Raw genomic sequence first — 21,574 nt, forward strand, 5'->3', positions numbered from 1 at the left:
CGGCGCATCCAGCGGAGAACGCGGGAGGCGGTCGATGTGCACGGCTCCGTATGATCAACCCGGTGCAGAGGATCCTCGTCGTCGGCGCGTCCGGCTCGGGTAAGACGACATTCGCCCGGCGGGTGGCTGCCGCGCTGAGCGTGCCGCACATCGAGCTCGACGCCCTGCGCCACGGACCCGGGTGGGTGCCGCGGCCTACCTTCTCCGCCGACGTGGACGCGGCGACGTCGGCGGCCGCGTGGGTCGTCGACGGGAACTACTCTGCGGTCCGAGACCTCGTGTGGACGCGCGCGGACACGGTGATCTGGCTGGATCTGCCGCGTTGGCTGGTGGAGTGGCAGGTCGTCCGGCGGACGGCCGGCCGGCTGGTGTTCCGCACGCCACTGTGGAACGGCAACCGCGAACGCTGGCGGGACGTGCCGCGGGCCAGTCACCCCATCCGTTGGTCGTGGCGCAAGCACGGCCTGTACCGCGTCACGTACGGCGACCGCTTCGCCGCCGCCGGTACCGACGATCGGCAGCTCATCCGGCTGCGCAGCCGCCGCGAGGTCCAGGCATGGTCACCGGGCGGATCCGGCTGAGGTGTACCGCCGCGCCTACGCGCCGGTGCGCAGCATCGAGCCGGGCGCCGGACCAGGCTCGAAGCACGCCTTATCGGCCGCGCGTGTCTCGGCTGCCGACGGTCAGGATGAGATGGGTCGCGACTCCCGCCACCAGGCCCCAGAACGCCGACCCGATCCGGGCGACGGTGAGGCCGGACGCGGTGACCGCGAGGGTCACCAGTGCGGCGTCCCGGGTGGCGGTCTCCTGTACCGCCGCGACCAACCCACCGAGCAGGGCAGCCAGGAGCGCCGTCCCGGCCAGGACGGCGACCAGCGCCTTGGGCATGGCAGCGAACAGCTGCACCAGTCCGGTGCCGAACAGGCCCACGATCACATAGCAGACGCCCGCGGACATCCCCGCGATATACCGCCGACGCGGGTCGGCATGGGCCTCGCTGCCGGTGCAGATTGCGGCCGTGATCGCGGCCAGGTTGATCGCATGGCAGCCGAAGGGTGCCAGCACGACCGACACGATGCCCGTGCCGCCCAGCAGTTTACGATCTTCTGGTTCATACCCGGATGCGGTGAGTATGCCGATACCCGGGGCGTTCTGCGACGCCATGGTGACGATGAACAAGGGTAGGCCGATGCCGATCAGCGCGGCCGGAGAGAGCGTCGGCATCGTCAGTTCCGGGGTGGCAAGGGCGAAACGGACCTGCCCGAGGTCGAGTTGCCCCTGTGCCGAGGCGACGCCGACGCCGGCGAGAAGGGTCGCCAGAACCGCGTACCGAGGAAGGAGCCGCTTTCCCACGGTGAAGACGACCAGCATGGTGAGCGCGATCGCCGTCGCGTTCGGCACCTGGGCATAGGCGCCGAGCACGAAGGGAAGAAGGATTCCGGCGAGCATCGCGTTGATGATCGTCGACGGCACCAGCGTGATCAGCCGGCCGAACAGCCCGGACAACCCGACGACCGTCATGCCGATCGCCGCGATGAGGAACGCCCCGATCGCATCGGAATAGCGATACCCACCCAGCGAGGTCAGGAGCAGGGCCGCCCCCGGGGTGGACCACGCGGTGATCACCGGTGTGCGGGTCCACCAGCTGAGGACGAAGCAGCTCAGCCCGCTGCCCAACGAGATCGCCCATACCCAGGAGGTGGTGTGCCCGGCCGACAGTCCTGCGGCTCGGGCCGCGGCCAGCACCACCACGAAGGGACCCGAATAGGAGACCACCACCGCGACCAGTCCGGCGACGATCGCCGAGACCGACACGTCCCGCCGCAGTGAGGACCGGGCGTCGGTCCGCGGCGCGACGAGGGTCTCGGCACTCACGCGCCGGAACCTTTCAGGGCGTCCTCCAGATCGGCGATCAGGTCGTCGACCCTCTCCAGGCCGACAGACAGGCGCAACATGTTCTCCGGCGATCGACTGTTGGCACCCTCGAAGGTGAATCGGTGCTCTATCAGGCTCGCCGTTCCGCCCAGCGACGTGGCCGGCAGGAACAGCCGGGTCCGGGAGGCGGTCGCCAGCGCCGTGTGGCGGTCCCCTCGCACGAAGATCGAGAGCATCCCGCTGAAGCCACCGGTCATCTGCCGCGCCGCGACCGCGTGTCCGGGATCGCCGGGCAGACCGGGGTAGGCGACCCGCTCCACCGCCGGATGCTCGGCGAAGTGCTCGGCAACGGCCTGCGCCGAGGCGGAGATCACTCGCATCCGGGCGGCCAGGGTCCGCATTCCGCGCAGTAGCAGGTAGGCGTCGAGCGGACCGAGAACCTGTCCGACGAGCTGCCGCTGCAGCAGAATCCGGTCCCACAGCTCCGGCGCCGAGCCATCGGTGACGAGTGCGCCGGCCGTGACGTCGTCGTGACCATTCAGGTACTTCGTACACGAGTGCATCACGATGTTCGCGCCCAGCCGGAGGGGATTGGTGTGGATGGGGGTGGGGACGGTGTTGTCCACGGCAAGGAGGGCACCAGCGCGGTGCGCCAGTTCGGCGACCGCCGCAACGTCGGTGATGACCCAGGTGGGGTTGGCCGGCGTCTCGACCCAGACCAGTGCGGTCGGCGCGGCCGCCAGGGCGCCCCTGATTGCGTCAAGATCGCCGGTGGGCACCTCGACCACGTCCAGGGCGGCGCCGAACTCGCGTAGCCACCTGGTCAGCCCGAAGTACATGACTTCGGGTACGACGACACGGGACCCGGGCGGCAACGCCTGCAGGACGGCCGTGCTCGCGGCCATGCCGGAGGACAGCAGCAGTGCCTGCGTCCCGTGCTCGATCGCGGCGAGGACGGCCTCGACGTGCTCCAGGTTCGGGCCGCCCTGGTCGCGGTAGTAAGCCTTTCCCTCGGGCAGGGCGTACTCCCGATCACGAACATAGGTGACGCCGGTCGAGATACCCGCGGGAAAGGCTCCGGTGGCGTCGCGGCGCCCCAATCCCTGGGCGAGGACGGATTCGGTCGTGCGTACGGGATGGGCCATGGTGCGCTCCTCATCACTCGACTGGACGAACATACAGCGCCTTTCCAGCTCAGCCCGGTGCCGTCGTCCGGCGGTCACCGGACTCGAGCGCGTGCCGCACCACCCGGTCTGCGTCCGCGATGGAACGGCTGTGGGCTCCTGGCGAGGCGACGAAATGGTTGTAGTAGCTGGTTCCTTCGGCCAAGGGGCCCAGGACGAACAGCCGCTCGTCGGTCTTTCCGTCCGGATTCACCGGACGACCGTCCCGGGTCAGTACCGCACCCGTTCCGATCCGGGTGCTCCGTAGCCGCCGGTCCGCGGCCAGCCGCCGGACCACCGAGTTGGCCGTACCGGCGATGCCCGGGTTCGGCACGTAGGCCGCCATCAGATAGTCGGCACGCAGACAGACCGGTTCGGCCAGTCGAGTGGCCGTGATGGACCATGCACCGTCGTCCCAGGCGAGGGCGGGTTTCGGGCCGGGGCCCACCACCGTGACGCCCGTGTCGAGCAGGGCAAGCAGCTCCGCATGTCGTTCCCGCTGCGGGCCGATCACACATCGGTTGACGGTCGCCGCGAACGGGCCGAAGAACCAGTCAAGCGAGCCGTCGGTCACCCCAGGCGGATCGATCACCGCCCGGAGGACGTCGCGATGATCACGCAGCAGCTCCATCGCATGCTTGAGGGGGCTGTTGTCCAGGCCGGCATCCGCCTGCCCCAGATCGGCAGCGAGTTCGGCGCGGTACCAGGCACGGTACTGGTGGATATCGGTCAGTGCCGGCCGGGGAACCGTCGCTGTGACCATCTCGGTGATCTGAGCGGTGGCCGCGGCAAGGTCACCGCCGTGCCGGTGCGCCATCTCCTGGATGACGAGCGGTAACACGTCCACCACGAAGTCGAGCTGCCCGCCGGGTCGGCGGCTGCGCAGGTCGGTGACGGCGTCGGTGGTGAAGAAGCGGGCCCCTGGCCGGGTGGTGTCGACCCGCGGTGCGGGACGGGCCCGAGCCGGAAGCCCGTCCCGGCTGAGCAGGATGACCCTGGGTTCGGCCCCGCTGGGCACATAGCACAGCCCGTCGGTACGGTCTTCGAACCGGCCGCCTCGGCCGACCGTGACGGCGGCGAGCGCATCCATTGCGCTCAGTCCGGTGCCGAGCATGCCCACGACCGCACCAGGCGGAACGTCGGCCACCGCCGCGGGCAGGGGATAGGGACGCGCGATCCAGCGTCCGGCGGGCGCGCGACGGTCCGGGGAGGGCGGCGCGGCGGTTCCGTCATGGCCGACGGTCATGACCACCTGATCCGCCCTGAGCTCGGTGCCCGAGGCGAGGATGACACGCTCGGCTCCGCGCCCGGCGGCGATCGCGACGGCCCGCTCGGCGTGGTGGACGACCCGCAGGTTCGGTCTCGCCGCGGCGAGGATACGTCCGGCGGCCCACGCCAGATAGCGGCCGAGGATGGCCCTGGGTAGATGGTCGGCGGGTCGTACCTCGCGGCGTCGCCCCAGGTGATCAGTGAATTTCGGCTCGTGCCGGCGGGCCCACTCGTACAGCGTCGGTCCGGTGACCCCTCCGCCGTCGACCATGGCGTCGTCCACGAAGGCGGTGAGCTCGGCACAGACCGTGTTCAGCAGCAGGTAGGGCGGCAGGTCAACCCCGTGGATCCCGACGCCGAGCGGGCCTGGTTCGATCACGTGGAGGGTCACCGGTTCCGACCCGACCAGGCTGACGAACCGTTCCACCACTGTCAGTCCGCGGGGCCCGCATCCGATGACGGCGACGGTCACCATCGGCGGGTCGTCCCGAAGAAGTCGGGGATGCCGACGGCCGTTCCGCTCACCTGTGCCGCCGTCAACACGAAATGGCCGACGGCGATGTCGAGCACCCCCAGCCCGAACGGCGAGACGATGGTGGGTCGATCCTCATCGAGCCGGACCTGCCCCAGCAGCGCGCCGCCGATGGTGCCGGTGATGAAGTCACGCGCCCCGCTGAGCCGCTCGGCCAGGTGCGGTGAGGTGTCCGCCTTGAGGCAGTGCTCGACGTCGTCGACGATGTTGTTGCACCTCAGCAACAGCTGGGGCGGCAGGTCTCGCAGCGAGACGTTGAGCAGCAACTGGTCCGGCCGCAGGTGGGTGGCGGGATCCACATACGGCGCTGAGGCCGTGGTGGCGAACACGACGATGTCGTGCTCGAGGGCCTGCGCGAGGGAGTCGGTCACGGCGGCCGGGACGCCGAAGGACGCTCGGGCGTGATCGGCCAGCGATGCGGCGCTGACCGGATCCAGGTCATGGCAGGTGATGGTGCTGGCGGTGACACCCGCGTGTACCAGGTAGTCCACGATCTCGCGGGCGATGACACCAGCCCCGACGAACGCGATACGCCGGTCGTCGTCAGGCCGCGCGAGCGCCACCGTCGCGACCGCGGCCGAAGCCGCAGTGCGTGCCGCACTGATGCCCGCCGCTTCCAGGCAGGCGATCGGGTGCCCGGTCTCCGGGCTGTTGAGGATCAGCACGGCCGAGGCCCGCGGCGCGCCCTGAGCGATATTCTTCGGAAAACTGCTGACCCACTTGATGCCGGCACGGTCAACAGTGCCGCCGACGTATGCGGGCAGCGCGATGATCCGCACCTCAGGCCTGTCCGGGAAACGGAGGAAGTAACTGTCCGGATTGATTGTCTCCTTCTTCTCATGGCCGATATATGTCTGCCTCACGATGGCAAGAACGTGCTCGGCAGACGTCCGAAGGATTTCGGTGACGGATTTTCCGGGTACCACGTCGAACTCAAACAACGCCTCTCCCAGTTCTCGTCAGGCGACAGTCACGGCGTCCGGGTAGTTCTCCCGGACCCAGTCATCCGAATAGATCAGGCTCAGATATCGATCACCCAGGTCCGGAGAGATGACGACAACCCGACTGGCGTCCGGGATGGTGTCGGCGATCCGGGTGGCCCCCACGAGCGCCGTGCCTGTTGAGCCACCCACGAGAAGTCCGTACTCTCGGGCCAGCCGCCGACACATCTCGATGGTGTCCATCTCGGCGACAAGTAACTTCTCGAATCCGCCGTCCACGTATATCTCCGGTCTGCGGCTGGCGCCGAGCCCGGGAATTCTGCGCTGCCCGGCCGACCCTCCGAAGGTCACCGACCCTTCGGCGTCGACAGCCACGATCCGGGTCTGTGGACTGTTCCGGTTGAAGTACTCCACGCATCCCATGAGAGTGCCGGCGGTGCCGACCCCGACGATCAGGACATCGACCTGACCCAGCTCGCGATGAATACTTCCAGCAGTCCGTCGATGATGCGCCCGTATGTTGTCAGCATTGGCGTACTGGTTGAGCCAGACAAGCGTCGGATCACGCGCGATCGCGGCGTGAATATAATCGATGCGGGTCTGCAGGAATCCACCGTTGGGGTCCCTGGCCGTCACCTCGACCACGTCGGCGCCGAAGGCCCGCATCGCGGCGACGGACTGGCGGGTGGCATTGGGGTCGGTCACGATCGTGACGGGGTGGCAACGTTCCGCTCCCACCATGCTCAATGCGATACCCAGGTTTCCGGAGGAGGATTCGATGATGCGCCGACCGGGCCGGAGAAGATCTTTCTCGATCGCGCCTTCCACGAGCGCCACAGCAGTCTTCAACTTGATCGATCCAGCCGGGTTGAGACCCTCCAGCTTGACCAGAACCTCTACCCCTGGAATAAGCTCTGACAGTCGGACGAAAACATCGTCGGTAATGACGTCACTCGCACGAAGATGAATTGCCACCGACCTCTCGATCCTTTCTGGCGCAATACAGGTTTTACCCATTCCAGAATGATCTGACCGCGATGGGAAAAGCTGAACTTCACGGCGTGATCGACGCGGGGTCGACGTACGGCAAATCACCACAACCGCCGGAGCGCCAACCGCACCCACGACCGGTATTCCGAGACGTTTAAAGGCCGCCGGGGCAGAATCGCCGAGACGCGACACACCGTATGACGAACATCCGACATCCGGCGCGTCGTACAGTTTCCGATCACCGAAGATCTTTCCTGGACATCCACCATTCTATAACCAGCAACCGGGCCTGGATGTCTTGCCTGTCATAATCCCGACAGGCTGAAGATGTCATCACGGAAGCCTTTGAACGGGCCCCGCAGAATCAGCTGGAACACGGCATAACCGCAGGTCAAAGAGCCGTCGATCACCCCCCTGCGGAGTCTCGAAGTAGCGCGAGATCTCCACCCGACACCGTTGTATTAACAAACTTTGCGTCAACAAACTTCTCGGGCCCGTCCGCCATCGGACGGGCCCGAGTGGATGAGATATCGACGCCGCGCCCTTCCACCCCTTTCGACCTCGGAGTTCGCGGGATTTCGGCCCGGGGATCCTGGGGCTGGAAGTGCGCGTCGTCGGCGACGTTGCTGTGTCAGGCGAGCGGCACCACCAGTTCGGACGGGCTGCCGGCGGGCGAGCTGACCGTCGCGGTCCCGTCCGCGCGGTTCATGTCGTAGAACAGCGCGTCCCGGGTGCCGAGGACCAACGAGAGCCGAGGGCCGAACAGCAGGTCGTGCGCGACCGGATCGAACGTGAGCCGCAAGGGCAACGCGACGTTCGGGGTGGCCTCCTGGTAGCTGTCGACCGCCTTGGCGATCAGCGTCGAGCGGCCCTGGGCGTCGGTGTCGTAGAGGTAGGCGACCAGGGTGCCGGCGTCCGAGTTGGGGGTGACGGTCAGGTGCAGTGCCGGCGCGCCGCGGAGCTTCTGCGCCGCGAAGGTCGGCGCCGCCTGCCAGACCGCGCCGTGTTCGCGATCGACCGTGCCGACGTTCAGCTCGGCAGGCCGGTGGGTGATCCCCTCCAGGAACTTGGTCACCAGGATCGTGCCGGCATTCGCCGTGGTGTCCGCGTCCGCGCTGAACGTCGTCGACCAGTCCCCGGTCGGTGCGGCAGCCGAGAGCTGCCCTGTGCCGAGCACGGCGGGGCCGCGCCTATCCGTTTACGTCCGATTTGCGCAAGTATTGGAAACGGCGCGGATAGCGCCTTCAGGCTAGTGCGATCCCGCGACGTGGGGATTCCGCCCGGAAATCAATCCGCGCGGCTGTGGGCAGACCCCCGCGCCGCCTCCCGCGGACCGCGGTTGCGACCGGGCGGCGGCGACAGGACCGCCGGGCACGCCGGGCACGGCGGACCGATCGCGAGGCGCGCCGCACCGCGCACCCCCGACCGCCCGCACCCCCGGCCGCCCGCACCCCCGACCGCCCGCCCATCCGGACCGGCCGCCCATCCGGACCGGCCGGCGGTGATCTTACGAATCAGGCGTCACGGTCCGTTATTTGCCATGATGCGAGTCGAGTCGTACGGATCAGGACGGGAGCCGACTTGTGAAGCGCACCATCTTCGAGCCCGAGCACGAGGAGTTCCGCGAGCTGGTCCAGACCTTCATCACGAAGGAGTGCCTGCCGCACATCGACGAGTGGGAGCGCAACGGCATCGTCGACCGTGCGGCCTGGACCAAGGCGGGCGAGATGGGCCTGCTGGGCCTGCGGGTGCCCGAGGAGTACGGCGGCGCCGGGATGACCGACCCGCGCTACGACGCGGTCATCACCGAGGAGCTCGCGCTCGCCGGCGTCAGCGGCCTCGCGTTGCAGCTGCACAACGAGCTGCTCGCCCCCTACCTGCTCGACCTGACCAACGACGAGCAGAAGGCCCGGTGGCTGCCGGGCTACGCCTCCGGTGAGATCATCACCGCGGTCGCGATGAGCGAGCCCGGCGCGGGCAGCGACCTGCGCGGCATGCGCACGACCGCCATCCGCGACGGCGACCACTTCGTCCTCAACGGGGCCAAGACCTTCATCAGCAACGGCCTGATCTCGGATCTGGTCGTCGTCGCGGTCAAGACCCAGCCGCAGGAGCAGCCGACCAAGCTCAGCCTCATCGCGGTCGAGCGCGGCACGCCGGGCTTCGAGCGCGGCCGCAAGCTCGACAAGGTCGGCGCCCACTCGCAGGACACGTCGGAACTGTTCTTCTCCGACGCCCGCGTGCCGGCCGCGAACCTGATCGGCGAGGAGTTCAGGGGGATGAACTACCTCATGCGCAACCTCGCCTCCGAGCGGCTGTCCATCGCGATCAGCAGCGTCGCGAGCGCCCGGCGGGCCCAGCAGCTCACCGCCGAGTACGTCCGCACCCGCAAGGCGTTCGGCACCACGATCGGCAGCTTCCAGAACACCCGTTTCGTCCTCGCCGCACTGCACGCCCGCACCCAGGCCGTGCAGAGCTTCGTGGACACCTGCCTGCGCGGCAAGGTCGACGGCGACCTGACCATCGAGGAGGCCGCCGCCGCGAAGCTGCTCGCCTCCGAGCTGGAGTTCGATGCGGTCGACGCCGGGGTGCAGCTGCACGGCGGCTACGGCTGGATGGAGGAGTACCCCATCGCCCGGATGTACCGCGACGTGCGGATCAGCCGGATCCTCGGCGGCAGCAGCGAGATCATGAAGGAGGTCATCGGCCGCTCGCTCGCGCTGGAGGGACCCGCCTGAGCGCCCAGCGACCGAACGCGCCGCGGCGGGACCCGGCGCCCGAGTAGGGCAGTCCGGATCCCGCCGCGGCGCGACACCCGTTGGTCGGACGTGGGCGACGGTCAGACGTGGGCGACGGCGTTGCCCGTGTTCTCGCCGGGGCGGATGAACAGCGCCAGCACCATGGCGACTCCGGACAGCACGGCGCCGATCACCATGGCGACGTGCAGGCCGCTCATGAACGCGGCGTGGCTGCCGGCCTCGATCGCGCCCTGCAGCGTCGCGGACGCACCGTCCGCCGGGGGCACCAGGCCCTGGCCGACGAGCTCCTTGGCCTGGGCGAGCTGGCCGGCCTGCCCCGCCGGCACCCCGGCCCCTTCCAGCCGGTCGACCAGCACTGACCCGACCCGGCTGGCGAGCACGGAGCCGAGCACCGCGGTGCCGAGCACACCGCCGAGCTGCGTCGCCGTGGACTGCAGGCCGCCGGCGACTCCGGAGTCCTCCAGCGGTGCGTTGCTGATGATCGCGTCGGACGCGGCGGTGATGATGAGCCCGACGCCGACGCCGATGGCGACGAACGGCGGCCACAGCAGGTGGTAGGAGGAGTCGGGCTCGAGCTGGGTGAGCAGAACGAAGGACGCGACGAGCAGCGCCATCCCGATGGCGATCGGCACGCGCGGGCCGAAGCGGCCGTTGAGGGCCGCGCCCAGCGGGCTGCTGACCATGAACACCGCGGACAGCGGCAGGGTGCGCACGCCGGCCTGGATAGCGGAGTATCCGTGCACATTCTGCAGGTACAGGGTGAGGAAGAACAGCACGCCGAACATCGCGAAGAAGGTCAGCGTCACGATGAGCGTGCTCAGGCTGAGTGACCGGTTGCGGAACAGGCGCATCGGCAGCAGCGGCGCGCGGACCCGGGTCTCGATGACCACGAACAGCACGAGCAGCACGACGGCGGCGACCAGGAAACCGATCGTCTTGCCGGAGTCCCAGCCCCAGCCCTGCGCCTTGATCATCCCGAAGACGAGCGCGAACAGGCCGCCGGCCAGAGTGAGCAGGCCGGGGGCGTCGAAGCGGTGGGACCCCGACTCGTCGCGACTCTCAGCGAGCACGAACAGCCCGACGACCAGCGCGATCGCGCCCACCGGGATGTTGATGTAGAAGACGGACTCCCAGGACACGTGCTCCACGAGGAGACCGCCGATGATCGGGCCGCCCGCGATCGAGATCGCCGAGGCGCCGCCCCAGATCCCGATGGCCGAGTTCAGCTTCTCCGGCGGGAAGGCCGAGCGCAGGATCGCCAGCGTGTTCGGCATGAGCAGCGCTCCGGCCACGCCCTGCAGCGTCCGGAAGATGATCACGCCTTCGATCGAGCCGACGAGGCCGACCGCGAGCGACGTCAGGGCGAACCCGACCACGCCGATCAGGAAGATCAGCCGCCGGCCGAACCGGTCGCCCAGCTTGCCCGCCGGGATGAGCAGCACCGCGAGCGCCAGCAGGTAGGCGTTGGTGACCCACTGCAGATCCGACAGTGAGGCCTTCAGGTCCTCGGCGATGCGCGGGTTGGCGATGGACACGACGGTGCCGTCGAGACCCACCATGATCACGCCGAGAGCGACGCTGACCAGAGTGAGCCACGGATGGCCCCGCCTGCTGGTGCCACTGCCCGGCGAGCCGGTCCCCCCGGCCGCGTGTCGCGGCGAGTGCGCCGCGTCCGTAGCTGTCGCCATCTCCTGATCCCCTCCACCTCGGCCGATGTCGATCGGCGCTCCTGACATTCAATGCCACAATGTCAGTTCTGCCAATCTGTCAGAGATGACAATCACGTCCCTCCGCGCTATGATCACATCGTGACGACGAGGATCGGGGAGGCCCCGGCTTCGGGCGCTCCCGCGGTCGCGTCCGAGGTCGGCGACGGTGGAGCCGAGCAGACGCGGGCCGAACGGCGGCGCGCGCGGATCCGCGCGACGATCGCCGACGCGGCGCTGCGGCTGTTCCTGTCCCGTGGTTACGACGCGACCACGGTCGAGGATGTGGCGGCCGCGGTGGATCTAAGTCCGCGCACGGTGTTCCGCTACTTCCCGTTCAAGGAGGACATGCTCCGCGAGGCCGTGCATTTCGAGCTGACCGAGCTCATCGCGGCGCTGCGGGAACGGCCGGCACACGAGCATCCCGCCGACGCCCTCGGCCGGGCGATGGTGCACATGTGGTCGCGTCAGGAGAAGGACCCCGAGGAGGTCCGCACCCTGCTGCGGCTCATCTCCGAGCTCCCCCGCGTGCGGGGTCTGCTCGTCGAGGCGTCCCGCAACGGCCAGAACGTCCTGGCGGAGGCGCTGGCGCCCCGCCTCGGCCGGCCCGCGACGGATCTGTCGACCCAGGTGGCGACCGGCTGCGCCCTGGCGACTCTCAACATCGTCCTGGAGACCTGGGCGACGATGCCCACCGGCACCGATCTCACCCCCCTCATCAACAGCGCGATGGCCACCCTGAAGGCCGGCCCGCTGTGCCCGGACGATCACTGCGGTTGACACCCGCACCCGCTCGACCTGCACTCGAAGGGTGGCCGGACGACGGTCGCCCGCCACAGCACGCACAGGTGGCGGGAGGCTGCATTCCAATGACGACAGTGCACACGGATCCGATCCTCGACGGCCCGGTGGACCGCATCCCCGGCGAAACCGATCTGATCGAGGCGGCGATGCGCTGGCACTTCGATCCGCAGACGGGCTCGCGCTTCTGGCTGGGCCAGGCCGACACCCTCGGCTTCGACCCGCGCGAGGACATCCACACCGTCGACGACCTCGCCAGATTCCCCAACATCGTCGATCGGCTGCGTTACGTGCCCGCCGGGGATCTGATCCCGCGGGGCTACGCGGTGCAGGACGGTGCGGTGCAGGACGGTGCGGTGCAAAACGGTGCGGTGTACGGCGTCTACGACTCCGGCGGCACCACGGGGCCCCCGAAGCACGTGGTCTTCATGATGGACTGGATGGAACGGCTCCTGGTCCGCACCGACCAGGAGATGGACGAGCGTCACTACCCGGCTGCGGCCGACTGGCTCGCCCTCGCGCCCAGCGGGCCCCACATGTACGGCGCGTTCGTCCGCGAGACGGTCCGGCGCCGTGGGCGGCTGGGCTTCACCGTCGATGTCGACCCCCGCTGGGTGAAGAAGTGCATCGCGGCCGGCCGCGGCGAGCAGGCCAGCCAGTACGCCGAGCACGTCGTCGCCCAGGCTCGCGCCGTGCTGGAGACGCAGGACATCGCCGTGCTGATCGCCACGCCACCGCTGCTGGAACGGCTGGTCCGCGACGAGGAGCTGCGCAAGCTGATCGCCGACCGGGTGCAGGTGATCGAGTGGGGCGGCGCGCACATGGACCCGGACACCCGGTACCTGCTGCGCACGGAGGTCTTCCCGCGGGCCCGGATGGTCGGACGGTACGGCAGCACGATGATCCTCGCCAGCGCCGTCGAACGCGCCGGGCTCGCCCCGGACGACCCCTGCATCTACGACCCGTTCTCCCCGTACATCACGTTCCGTGTGGTCGACCCGGAGACCGGCGAACCGGTGCCGTACGGCAGCCGCGGGCGCGTGGTGATGAACCACGTCAGCAAGTCGGCGTTCCTGCCCAACAACCTCGAGCGCGACGAGGCGACCCGGATCGAACCCCCACCCGGACAGGCCGGCGACTCGGTGGCCGACGTCGCGCCGGTCGCGGTCTTCGGCGACTCGCTGGTGATCGAGGGAGTGTACTGATGACGGCCGAAAGCCCATCGGCCGCGCCGCCCACGGACGGTTCGGCCGAGCTCATCGGACTCGACGCGCTGGGCCCGACCGGTACCTACCGGTCCCGCAACCGGCTGCCGATCACCGACCTGGCCGGCGTCCCGCTCGCCGAGCTGAGCCTGGTGCCGTCGCTGTACGTGCATCGCGCCATCGCCGCGTTGCGGGCCGCCGAGCCGCTGCCGGCCGGGGACCGGCTCGCCGCGCTCGCCCGGGCCGGGGAGGCGTTCGCGACCGAGACCGTCGGCGGGCTGTCCGTCGACGAGTACTCCCATGCGGTCAGCCGGATCTCGGGCATGCCGATCCCGGTCGTGCGCCGCGCCACCGAGGGGACCTGGCGGGCGCTGCTCGGCGCCGGCCGCAACGCGCGCCAGGCCCGGCCCCGGGCGAGCGTCGACGACTGGCACGACCCGGCCACCCTGGGTGGCCGGGCGGTGTGGACGCGGCGCGGGGAGGTCTTCGCGGTGCACGCGGCCGGCAACCATCCCGGGGTGCACGCCCTGTGGCCGCAGGCGTTGGCGCTGGGCTACCGGGTCGCGGTGCGGCCGTCCCGGCGCGAGCCGCTCACCGCGCACCGGCTGATCACCGCGCTGCGGGCGGCCGGGTTCGGACCCGACCAGGTGGCGTTCCTGCCCACCGACCACACCGTCGCCGACGAGATCATCTCCGCCGCCGACCTGGCGATGGTCTATGGCGGGGACGACGTCGTCACCAAGTACGGCGCCGATCCCACGGTGCTCGTCCAGGGCCCCGGCCGATCGAAGATCCTGCTCGCCGGTGAGGACTGGCACCGCCACCTGGACACCCTGGTCGACTCCGTCGGCGACGAGGGCGGCACCGCCTGCGTCAACGCCACGGCGGTGTTCACCGACACCGACCCGGACGGCCTCGCCGCGGCGCTCGCCGAGCGGCTCGGCGCCATCCCGACCCTGCCGCCCGAGGACGACCGCGCAGTGCTGCCCTGCCAGCCGTCCGGGCCGGCTGCCGCGCTGGAACGCTTCCTGCTCGACCGCGCGGCGGGCACCACACCCCGCCTCGGCGGCGCCGGAATCACCGATCCGGTGCCCGGCGGCGGCGTCGCGCTGCGCCCGGCGGTGTTCCAGGTCGACCGGGCCGACGCCGCGCAGACCGGCATCGAGCTCGGCTTCCCCTGCGTGTGGGTGGCGCCCTGGTCGCCCGCCGACGGGATCGGCCCGCTGCGCCACTCCCTCGTCCTCACCGCCCTCACCCACGACGAAGGCCTGGTCGACCGCCTCGTGGCCGAGCCCACGATCAGCAACGTCTACGTCGGCGACCACCCCACCTACTGGATGCGACCCGACGTCCCGCACGACGGGTATCTCGGGGAGTTCCTCATGCGCACCAAGACCGTGCTGCGCGACTGAGCCGGTCCGCGTGCCGCGCCACACCGCCCGGGTCAGATCCTGGCGAGCGCCCTCGGTCGCTTCACCAGGTAGTCGGTGTAGGCGACGGTGGTGAGGAACTCGGGCAGCGTCTCGCCCAGCGCGGTCTCGACGAACACCTCGCGGGCCTCGTCGAGGCGGTTCGGTGCGCTGCCGCGCTCGGTGCGCAGCACGGTCAGCTCCTCGGCGAGCAGCCGCTCGGCGAGTTCCCGGGTGACCGGACGCCCGTCGGCGAGCTGCGTGCCGTGGTGGATCCACTGCCAGATCTGGCAGCGGGCGATCTCCGCGGTGGCGGCGTCCTCCATCAGGTTGAAGATCGCCACCGCGCCGGTGCCGCGCAGCCACTCGTCGAGGTACCGCAACGCCACCGTGATGTTGTTGCGCAGGCCCGCCTCGGTGACCTTCCCGCCGGCCGAGGCGACGTCGAGCAGGTCGGCCGCGGTTACGGACACGTCCGGGCGGAGCCGGTCGAGCTGGTGCGGCGCGGCACCGAGGCGGGCGTCGAACACCGCCTCGCACACCGTCACCAGTCCGGGATGGGCCACCCAGGAGCCGTCGAAGCCGTCGCCGGCCTCCCGCTCGGAGTCCTGGCGGACCTGGTCGAGCGCGCGGGCGTTGACCTCGGAATCCCGGCTGGGGATGAACGCCGCCGTCCCCCCGATGGCGTGCCCGCCGCGGCGGTGGCAGGTCCGCACGAGCAGCGCGGTGTAGGCCCGTAGGAACGGCACCGTCATCGTCACCTGGGCCCGGTCCGGCAGCACGAACGCCTCCCCGTGGGCCCCGAGGGTCTTGATGATGCTGAACACGTAGTCCCAGCGACCGGCGTTCAGGCCGGCGCAGTGCTCGCGCAGCTCGTAGAGGATCTCCTCCATCTCGAAGGCCGCGGAGATCGTCTCGATGAGCACGGTCGCCCGGATCGTGCCCCGCGGGATGCCAAGACGCTGCTGGGCGAAGACGAACACGTCGTTCCACAGCCGGGCCTCGCGATGACCCTCCAGCTTCGGCAGGCAGAAGTACGGTCCGCTGCCCCGGTCGAGCTGGCGGCGGGCACAGTGAAAGAAGTACAGGCCGAAGTCGACCAGGCTCGCCGACATCGGCCGGCCGTCGATGAGCAGATGGTTCTCGCGCAGGTGCCAGCCCCGCGGCCGCACGACGATCGTCGCCGGGTCCGGCCCGACCCGGTAGCGCTTGCCGGCCGGCGTGGTGAAGTCGAGCCGGCCCTCGATCGCGTCGAGCAGGTTGAGCTGGCCCGCGATCACGTTGAACCAGGTCGGCGCGGTGGCGTCGGCGAAGTCCGCCAGCCACACCCGGGCGCCGGAGTTCAGCGCGTTGACCGTCATCGTCCGTTCGGTCGGCCCGGTGATCTCCACCCGCCGGTCGACCAGGCCCGGCGCCGCGCCCGCGACCCGCCACGATCCGTCGGCGCGGATGGCCGCCGTCTCGGGCAGGAAGTCCAGGCTGGCCGCCCCGGACGCGAGCAGCAGGCGCCGCTCGCGCCGGGCAGCGAGCAGGTCGGCCCACCGCGCGGCGAAGGCGGTGTCCAGCGCGATGAGAAATTCCAACGCCTCCGGCGTCAGGATTTCCCGGAAACGCTCCCGAGGCTCACCAGGTTCACCGATGACCTCGAGTCGACCGCCGCGCGGTGCCGGCATCTCAGTGCCCCGCGCCGGCGCCGGTCGCGGTGAACTGGGCTTCCTCGGTGGAACCGCGCAGCGCGACGGTGTCACTCGTCGGGTTGATGGCGGTGCTCACCAGATCGAAGTAGCCGGTGCCGACCTCGCGCTGGTGGCGGGTGGCAGTGTAGCCGTCGACCTCGCTGGCGAACTCGCGTTCCTGCAGGTCGACGTAGGCGGTCATGCCCTCGCGGGCGTAGCCGTGGGCGAGGGAGAACATCGAGTGGTTCAGCGCGTGGAATCCGGCCAGGGTGATGAACTGGAACTTGTAGCCCATGTGGCCGAGTTCGCGCTGGAACTTCGCGATGGTGGCGTCGTCGAGATGCGCCCGCCAGTTGAACGACGGCGAGCAGTTGTAGGAAAGCATCTGGTCCGGGTACTGCGCCTTGATCGCCTCGGCGAACTGGCGGGCGATCTCCAGGTCCGGTGTGGAGGTCTCCATCCACAGCAGGTCGGCGTAGGGGGCGTAGGCCAGGCCCCGGGCGATGCACGGCTCGACGCCGTCACGCACCCGGTAGAAGCCCTCGGCGGTGCGCTCGCCGGTGACGAACGGCAGGTCGCGCTCGTCGACGTCGCTGGTGATCAGCGTCGCCGCCTGCGCGTCGGTCCGGGCGACGATCACCGAGGGCACGTCGGCGACGTCGGCGGCCAGGCGCGCGGCGTTGAGGGTGCGGATGTGCTGACCGGTCGGGATGAGCACCTTGCCGCCGAGGTGGCCGCACTTCTTCTCCGAGGCGAGCTGGTCCTCCCAGTGCACCCCGGCGGCGCCGGCCGTGATCATCGCGCTCATCAGCTCGAAGGCGTTGAGGACGCCGCCGAACCCGGCCTCGGCGTCGGCGACGATCGGCACCAGCCAGTCGGGGGCGTCGGCGACGCCCTCGGCCCAGGTGATCTGGTCGGCGCGCAGCAGCGCGTTGTTGATCCGGCGGACCACCGCCGGGACCGAGTTCGCCGGGTAGAGGCTCTGGTCCGGGTAGGTCTGGCCGGACAGGTTCGCGTCCGCGGCAACCTGCCAGCCGGACAGGTAGATGGCCTTGAGCCCGGCCTTGACCTGTTGGACAGCCTGGTTGCCGGTCAGCGCGCCGAGCGCGTGCACGTAGTCGGTGTCGTGCAGCAGGCGCCACAGCTTCTCCGCGCCGCGGCGCGCCAGCGTGTGCTCCTCCAGGACACTGCCGCGCAGCTTGATCACTTCGGCGGCGCCGTAGGTGCGCTCGATGCCCGCCCACCGCGGGTCCGTCGCCCACCGGGCGGCCAGTTCCTCGGCCGCCTGCGCGGCACCGTTCGCCGGCCCGTTCGCTGCCGCGGTCCCCGTCGTGGTCGCCGTCGTCTTCGTCTCGGCCATGTCGATCTCTCCCTGCCCCGAGTCGGAATAGCGCGGATCACCCTCCTCTTCGAAGCTGTCACAGCGATTCGGACTGGTCGAGCGGCCCAACGAGCCAAGTCCTGCGAATCTTCCGAGCCTGGTTTGCAAATCTTGCAAATGGCATGTTGGCAGCTGGTCGGCTATCCTCCCCGACAGGGAGGGAGCGGATGCAGAAGACTTTTGTCGGGACCCGGCTGCGGGAACTGCGCGAGGAACGGGCCATGAGCCAGGTCGAGCTGGCGCGCCTGCTCGGCATCTCCCCCAGCTATCTCAACCAGATCGAGCACAACTCGCGGCCGCTCACCGTCCCGGTGCTGTTACGCATCACCGAGGCATTCGGCGTCGACGCCGGCTTCTTCGCCGCGCACGACGTGACCCGGCTGATCGCGGAGGTCCGGGAGGTGCTCTCCGACGGCACGATCGGCCTGAAGGTGCCGGCCACCGACGCCGCCCAGCTCGCCGAGCAGCTGCCGCAGACCGCGCACGCGCTGATCACGCTGCACCGGCGGTACCGGCAGGCCAATGAGCGCCTGGCCGCGCTCACCGGCGCCCGCGGGCCGGAGCCGGTCGGGCCCGCGCCGGCGCCGATGCCGGACGAGGAGGTCCGGGACTTCTTCTACCAGCGCCAGAACTACGTCGGCGAGCTCGACGAGGCCGCCGAGCGGCTCGCCGGCCAGATCGGCCTGACCCGCGGCCGGGTGCACGCGGTGCTGGTCGAGCGGCTGGCCTACCACGGCATCCGCGTGCACAGCCGCGAGCCCGGCCCGGACCTCGCCGGCCCGCGCGACGACGGCCGCGACGACGGCCGTGACCTCGACCGCGAGCTCGACGTCGACGTGCTGCACCGCTTCGACCCGCAGACCCGGGTGCTGACCCTGTCGAGCCACCTGCGCCCCGGCCAGCGGGCGTTCCGGATGGCGCTGCAGCTCGCCTTCGCCGAGTTCGACGACCTGGTCACCCGGCTCACCGACGAGGGAATGCTCAGCGGCCCGCCGGCCCGGACGCTGACCCGGATCGGGCTGGCGAACTACTTCGCCGCCGCCCTCATCCTCCCCTACAATGTGTTCCACACCACGTCCGAGCGGTTCCGCTACGACATCGAACGGCTCTCCGAGCATTTCGGCATGGGCTTCGAGACGATCTGCCACCGGCTGAGCACCCTGCAGCGCCCCCGGGCCCGGGGCGTTCCCTTCTCCTTCATCCGAGTGGATCGCGCGGGCAACATGTCGAAACGCCAGTCGGCCACCGGATTTCATTTCTCCCGGGCCGGTGGAACGTGCCCGCTGTGGAATGTCTATGAGGCACTCGCCGCCCCCGGAAAAATTCACACCCAGATCGCCACGATGCCGGACGGACGCAGTTACTTCTGGATTGCCCGTACGGTCGGTCGGGGCTATGGCCGGTTTGGCCGCCCGGGCAAGACGTTCGCCATCGGGCTCGGCTGCGAACTGCGCCATGCCAGCCGGCTGGTGTATTCGACCGGGCTCAATCTCGACGATCCGGCGGCCGCCGTGCCGATCGGGATCGGCTGCAAGGTCTGCGAGCGCGTCGGCTGCGCACAGCGCGCCTTCCCGCAGATCGGCCGCAGCCTCGCCCTCGACGAGAACCGCGGCACCTTCGCCCCCTACCCGGCCGACATCAACTCCTGACCCGGACGGGCCGGCAACTCCTGACCCGGACGGGTCGGCGCCGGCATGCGAGACTGACCCCTCGCGGGATCTGTTGCATCGGCCCAGTTCAACGCGGCATTCCGTCGTCGTGGCCCGGCCCGGCCCGGTCCGGTCCGGGCCCGCTGGCCGCCGGGGAGGGGGAGGCATGCCGACGGATCCCGCAGGGTCCGATCACGCCGGCCCGTCGGGGCACGTCATCGTGGCCGGGCTGAGCGGACTGGGCCTGCGCCTCGCCGAGCAGTTGCAGGCGTCCGGTGTCGCGGTGGTCGCGGTCGACGACCAGCTCACCGCCGTCGCCCGACGCCGGCTGGAACGCAGCGGGGTGCAGGTTCTACGCGAGAGCCCGCACGCGGCCGACGTGCTGCGCGAGGCCGGCATCGCCGCGGCCCTCGCCGTGGTGATCAGCCACGAGGCCGACCTCGACAACCTCGAGACGGCGCTGCTCGCCGCCGAGGTCGCCCCCGATGTCCGGCTGGTCGTCGGGGTCAACAACACCCAGCTCGGCGACCAGCTCGCGGACGCGCTCAGCCAGGTGCGGGTGCTCAACCTCGCCGAGCTCGCCGGACCGAGCTTCGTCGAGGCGTGCGTGCGCTCCGACGTCGCGCACGCCTTCACGATGGACGCCCGCGCCGACGCCGAGGTGTTCGCCGTGATCGAGGAGGAGATCACCGGGCGGGGCGCCTTCCGGGCCCGCTACGGTGATCTCACCCCGATCTCTCTGCACCGCGCCGGCGCGCGCCACGCCGAGGTCTGCCCACCGCGCGACATCCCGCTGCATCCCGGCGACCGGCTGACCGTCCTCGGCCGCCTCGCCGAGTTCGACGAGCGGGGCATGACCGTCTCCGGCCTGCACGACGCGCGGCTGTTCGCCGCCCTCGGCGACGGCACGGCCGATCGCGGGGGCGGGCCGCGGGCCCGGCGCGGAACGGCCGCGCGGCTGCGGGAGTTCGTCTCGACCATCCGCGGGGAGCTCGACCGGCCCTTCCGGCTCGCCCTCGCCGCCGTCGTCACGATCCTGCTGGTGAGCACGGTCGTGCTGGCGCTGACCTACACCGACCACAACCGCGCCGCGCCACCCGACTTCAGCCCGCTCGACGCGCTCTACCTCACCGTCGAGACGATGGTGACGGTCGGCTACGGCGACTTCAACTTCGGCGCGGCCGACGAGTGGCTGCAGATCTTCGGCATCGGGCTGATGCTGGCCGGCGCCCTGTCGATCGCGGTCGTCTACGCATTTATCACTAATGTGATCATCAGCCGTCGGCTCGAACGCGCCCTGGGCCGCGGCCGGGCGGGGGCGGTGCGCGGGCACGTCATCCTGGCCGGCCTGGGCTCGGTCGGGGTCGCCACCATGGACGGCCTGGTGCGCGCCGGCCGCCAGGTGGTGGTGATCGAACGGGACGAGAACAACCGGTACCTGCCCGTGGCCCGCGAACGCGGGGTGCCGGTGATCATCGGGGACGCGACCGTGCGGTCCACGCTGCTGGAGGCCGGCCTCGCCCACGCGACCACGATCGCCGCGCTGACCAGCGACGGGGTGGCGAACCTGGAGACGGTGCTGTCCGCCCGGGAGGCGCACGGCGAGCTGCGCGGCGCCCACGCGGTCCGGGAGGCGGCGCGCCGCGCCGGTGGTCGTTCCTACGGTCGGGCGCGGTCGTCCGCGACGCAGTCACCCGAGGGCGCTCTGCGGGTCGTGCTGCGGGTCTTCGACACGACGATGGCCGACGAGGTCGAGCGCCGGTTCGGCATCCACGCCGCCCGCAGCGCCTCGGCGCTGGCCACCCCGTACTTCGTCGGGGCCGCGCTGGGCTACGACGTGCTGAGCACCTTCTACGTGGAGCGCACCCCCTTCCTCGTCGCCCGGATGACCGTCAACGCCGGCGGGGCGCTGGTCGGCCCCACCCTGCAGGAGCTGTCCACCGGAACCCGCGTCCTCGCCGTCACCACCGCCGCCGCGGGCAAACCGGACTACCGACCCGGCCGCCACACCCGGCTACGGCCCGGGGACGAACTGCTCGTCGTCGGCCCCGTCACCCAGATCGTCGACATGGTCCGGCGCAACCAGCGCGTGGGTGTCCCCGCCCAGCACCGTCCCACGCCCACGCCCACAGCGGTGACACACGGCGACTACGAGCTCGCCGCCGACCCGCCGGACGCCGCCGAGAGCTTGTGATGTGTGGTGTCGGTTGCTGGTTCG

General features: G+C 70.3%; 16 protein-coding genes. 7 read left to right on the top strand and 9 right to left on the bottom strand.

Translation table 11 applies throughout. The features are described from left to right. The first annotated feature begins 62 nt into the window (after positions 1-62). The gene (locus tag FRAQA3DRAFT_RS12610) at positions 63-581 is read left to right on the top strand and encodes an AAA family ATPase (RefSeq protein ID WP_157467327.1); all 519 of its coding nucleotides are present in this window, start codon (positions 63-65) and stop codon (positions 579-581) included. Between the two features lie 70 nt (positions 582-651). Here the strand turns inward: FRAQA3DRAFT_RS12610 and FRAQA3DRAFT_RS12615 are convergent, their stop codons facing one another. The 6 genes from FRAQA3DRAFT_RS12615 to FRAQA3DRAFT_RS12640 form a co-directional block, all read right to left on the bottom strand. Then, positions 652-1,875 carry a benzoate/H(+) symporter BenE family transporter gene (locus FRAQA3DRAFT_RS12615; RefSeq protein ID WP_009739416.1) on the bottom strand — a complete coding sequence of 408 codons (1,224 nt, stop codon included), beginning with the start codon at positions 1,873-1,875 and terminating at the stop codon, positions 652-654. Continuing rightward, positions 1,872-3,020, bottom strand: a complete 1,149-nt coding sequence (locus tag FRAQA3DRAFT_RS12620; RefSeq protein ID WP_009739417.1) for a PLP-dependent aspartate aminotransferase family protein — start codon at positions 3,018-3,020, stop codon at positions 1,872-1,874. The genes FRAQA3DRAFT_RS12615 and FRAQA3DRAFT_RS12620 overlap by 4 nt, the downstream gene beginning before the upstream one ends. Positions 3,021-3,069: 49 nt before the next feature. Next, a complete protein-coding gene (locus FRAQA3DRAFT_RS12625) occupies positions 3,070-4,782 on the bottom strand; it encodes an FAD/NAD(P)-binding protein (RefSeq protein ID WP_009739418.1) in 1,713 nt (570 codons plus the stop codon). Continuing rightward, positions 4,776-5,780: a 2,3-diaminopropionate biosynthesis protein SbnB gene (gene sbnB, locus FRAQA3DRAFT_RS12630; protein ID WP_009739419.1), complete on the bottom strand. Its 1,005-nt coding sequence runs from the start codon at positions 5,778-5,780 to the stop codon at positions 4,776-4,778. Before sbnB ends, FRAQA3DRAFT_RS12625 begins: the two co-directional genes overlap by 7 nt. Positions 5,781-5,798: 18 nt before the next feature. After that, a complete protein-coding gene (gene sbnA / locus FRAQA3DRAFT_RS12635) occupies positions 5,799-6,755 on the bottom strand; it encodes a 2,3-diaminopropionate biosynthesis protein SbnA (protein ID WP_009739420.1) in 957 nt (318 codons plus the stop codon). Between the two features lie 646 nt (positions 6,756-7,401). Then, positions 7,402-7,947 (bottom strand): CocE/NonD family hydrolase C-terminal non-catalytic domain-containing protein, encoded by a 546-nt coding sequence (locus FRAQA3DRAFT_RS12640; RefSeq protein ID WP_051054330.1) that lies wholly within the window; start codon positions 7,945-7,947, stop codon positions 7,402-7,404. Positions 7,948-8,353: 406 nt separating this feature from the next. Between FRAQA3DRAFT_RS12640 and FRAQA3DRAFT_RS12645 the strand changes: the two genes are divergently transcribed. Continuing rightward, entirely contained in the window at positions 8,354-9,508 is a 1,155-nt protein-coding gene (locus tag FRAQA3DRAFT_RS12645) for an acyl-CoA dehydrogenase family protein (RefSeq protein WP_009739421.1), read from the top strand. A 101-nt stretch (positions 9,509-9,609) separates the two neighbouring features. On the opposite strand, the gene FRAQA3DRAFT_RS12650 is transcribed toward FRAQA3DRAFT_RS12645, so the two are convergent. After that, positions 9,610-11,217 carry an MFS transporter gene (locus tag FRAQA3DRAFT_RS12650; RefSeq protein WP_009739422.1) on the bottom strand — a complete coding sequence of 536 codons (1,608 nt, stop codon included), beginning with the start codon at positions 11,215-11,217 and terminating at the stop codon, positions 9,610-9,612. Positions 11,218-11,337: 120 nt separating this feature from the next. On the opposite strand from FRAQA3DRAFT_RS12650, the gene FRAQA3DRAFT_RS12655 reads away from it, so the two are divergent. From FRAQA3DRAFT_RS12655 to FRAQA3DRAFT_RS12665, 3 genes are all read left to right on the top strand, one after another. After that, positions 11,338-12,015, top strand: a complete 678-nt coding sequence (locus FRAQA3DRAFT_RS12655) for a TetR/AcrR family transcriptional regulator (RefSeq protein ID WP_035920910.1) — start codon at positions 11,338-11,340, stop codon at positions 12,013-12,015. Positions 12,016-12,104: 89 nt separating this feature from the next. Next, positions 12,105-13,241, top strand: coding sequence for an AMP-binding protein (locus FRAQA3DRAFT_RS12660; protein WP_009739424.1), 1,137 nt, complete (start codon positions 12,105-12,107; stop codon positions 13,239-13,241). Beyond that, on the top strand, positions 13,241-14,653 hold the full coding sequence (locus tag FRAQA3DRAFT_RS12665; RefSeq protein ID WP_009739425.1) for an aldehyde dehydrogenase family protein: 1,413 nt from the start codon (positions 13,241-13,243) through the stop codon (positions 14,651-14,653). Before FRAQA3DRAFT_RS12660 ends, FRAQA3DRAFT_RS12665 begins: the two co-directional genes overlap by 1 nt. A gap of 32 nt (positions 14,654-14,685) precedes the next feature. On the opposite strand, the gene aceB is transcribed toward FRAQA3DRAFT_RS12665, so the two are convergent. Together aceB and aceA are read right to left on the bottom strand one after the other, a co-directional pair. Next, entirely contained in the window at positions 14,686-16,323 is a 1,638-nt protein-coding gene (aceB, locus tag FRAQA3DRAFT_RS12670; protein WP_009739426.1) for a malate synthase A, read from the bottom strand. Position 16,324: 1 nt separating this feature from the next. After that, positions 16,325-17,686 (bottom strand): isocitrate lyase, encoded by a 1,362-nt coding sequence (gene aceA, locus FRAQA3DRAFT_RS12675; protein ID WP_157467329.1) that lies wholly within the window; start codon positions 17,684-17,686, stop codon positions 16,325-16,327. A 188-nt stretch (positions 17,687-17,874) separates the two neighbouring features. On the opposite strand from aceA, the gene FRAQA3DRAFT_RS12680 reads away from it, so the two are divergent. Next, positions 17,875-19,356 (top strand): short-chain fatty acyl-CoA regulator family protein, encoded by a 1,482-nt coding sequence (locus tag FRAQA3DRAFT_RS12680; protein WP_009739428.1) that lies wholly within the window; start codon positions 17,875-17,877, stop codon positions 19,354-19,356. Between the two features lie 166 nt (positions 19,357-19,522). Next, the gene (locus FRAQA3DRAFT_RS12685; protein ID WP_009739429.1) at positions 19,523-21,550 is read left to right on the top strand and encodes an NAD-binding protein; all 2,028 of its coding nucleotides are present in this window, start codon (positions 19,523-19,525) and stop codon (positions 21,548-21,550) included. Positions 21,551-21,574 lie beyond the last annotated feature (24 nt).

The organism is Frankia sp. QA3 (assembly GCF_000262465.1).
In the GTDB taxonomy this organism is placed as follows: domain Bacteria; phylum Actinomycetota; class Actinomycetes; order Frankiales; family Frankiaceae; genus Frankia.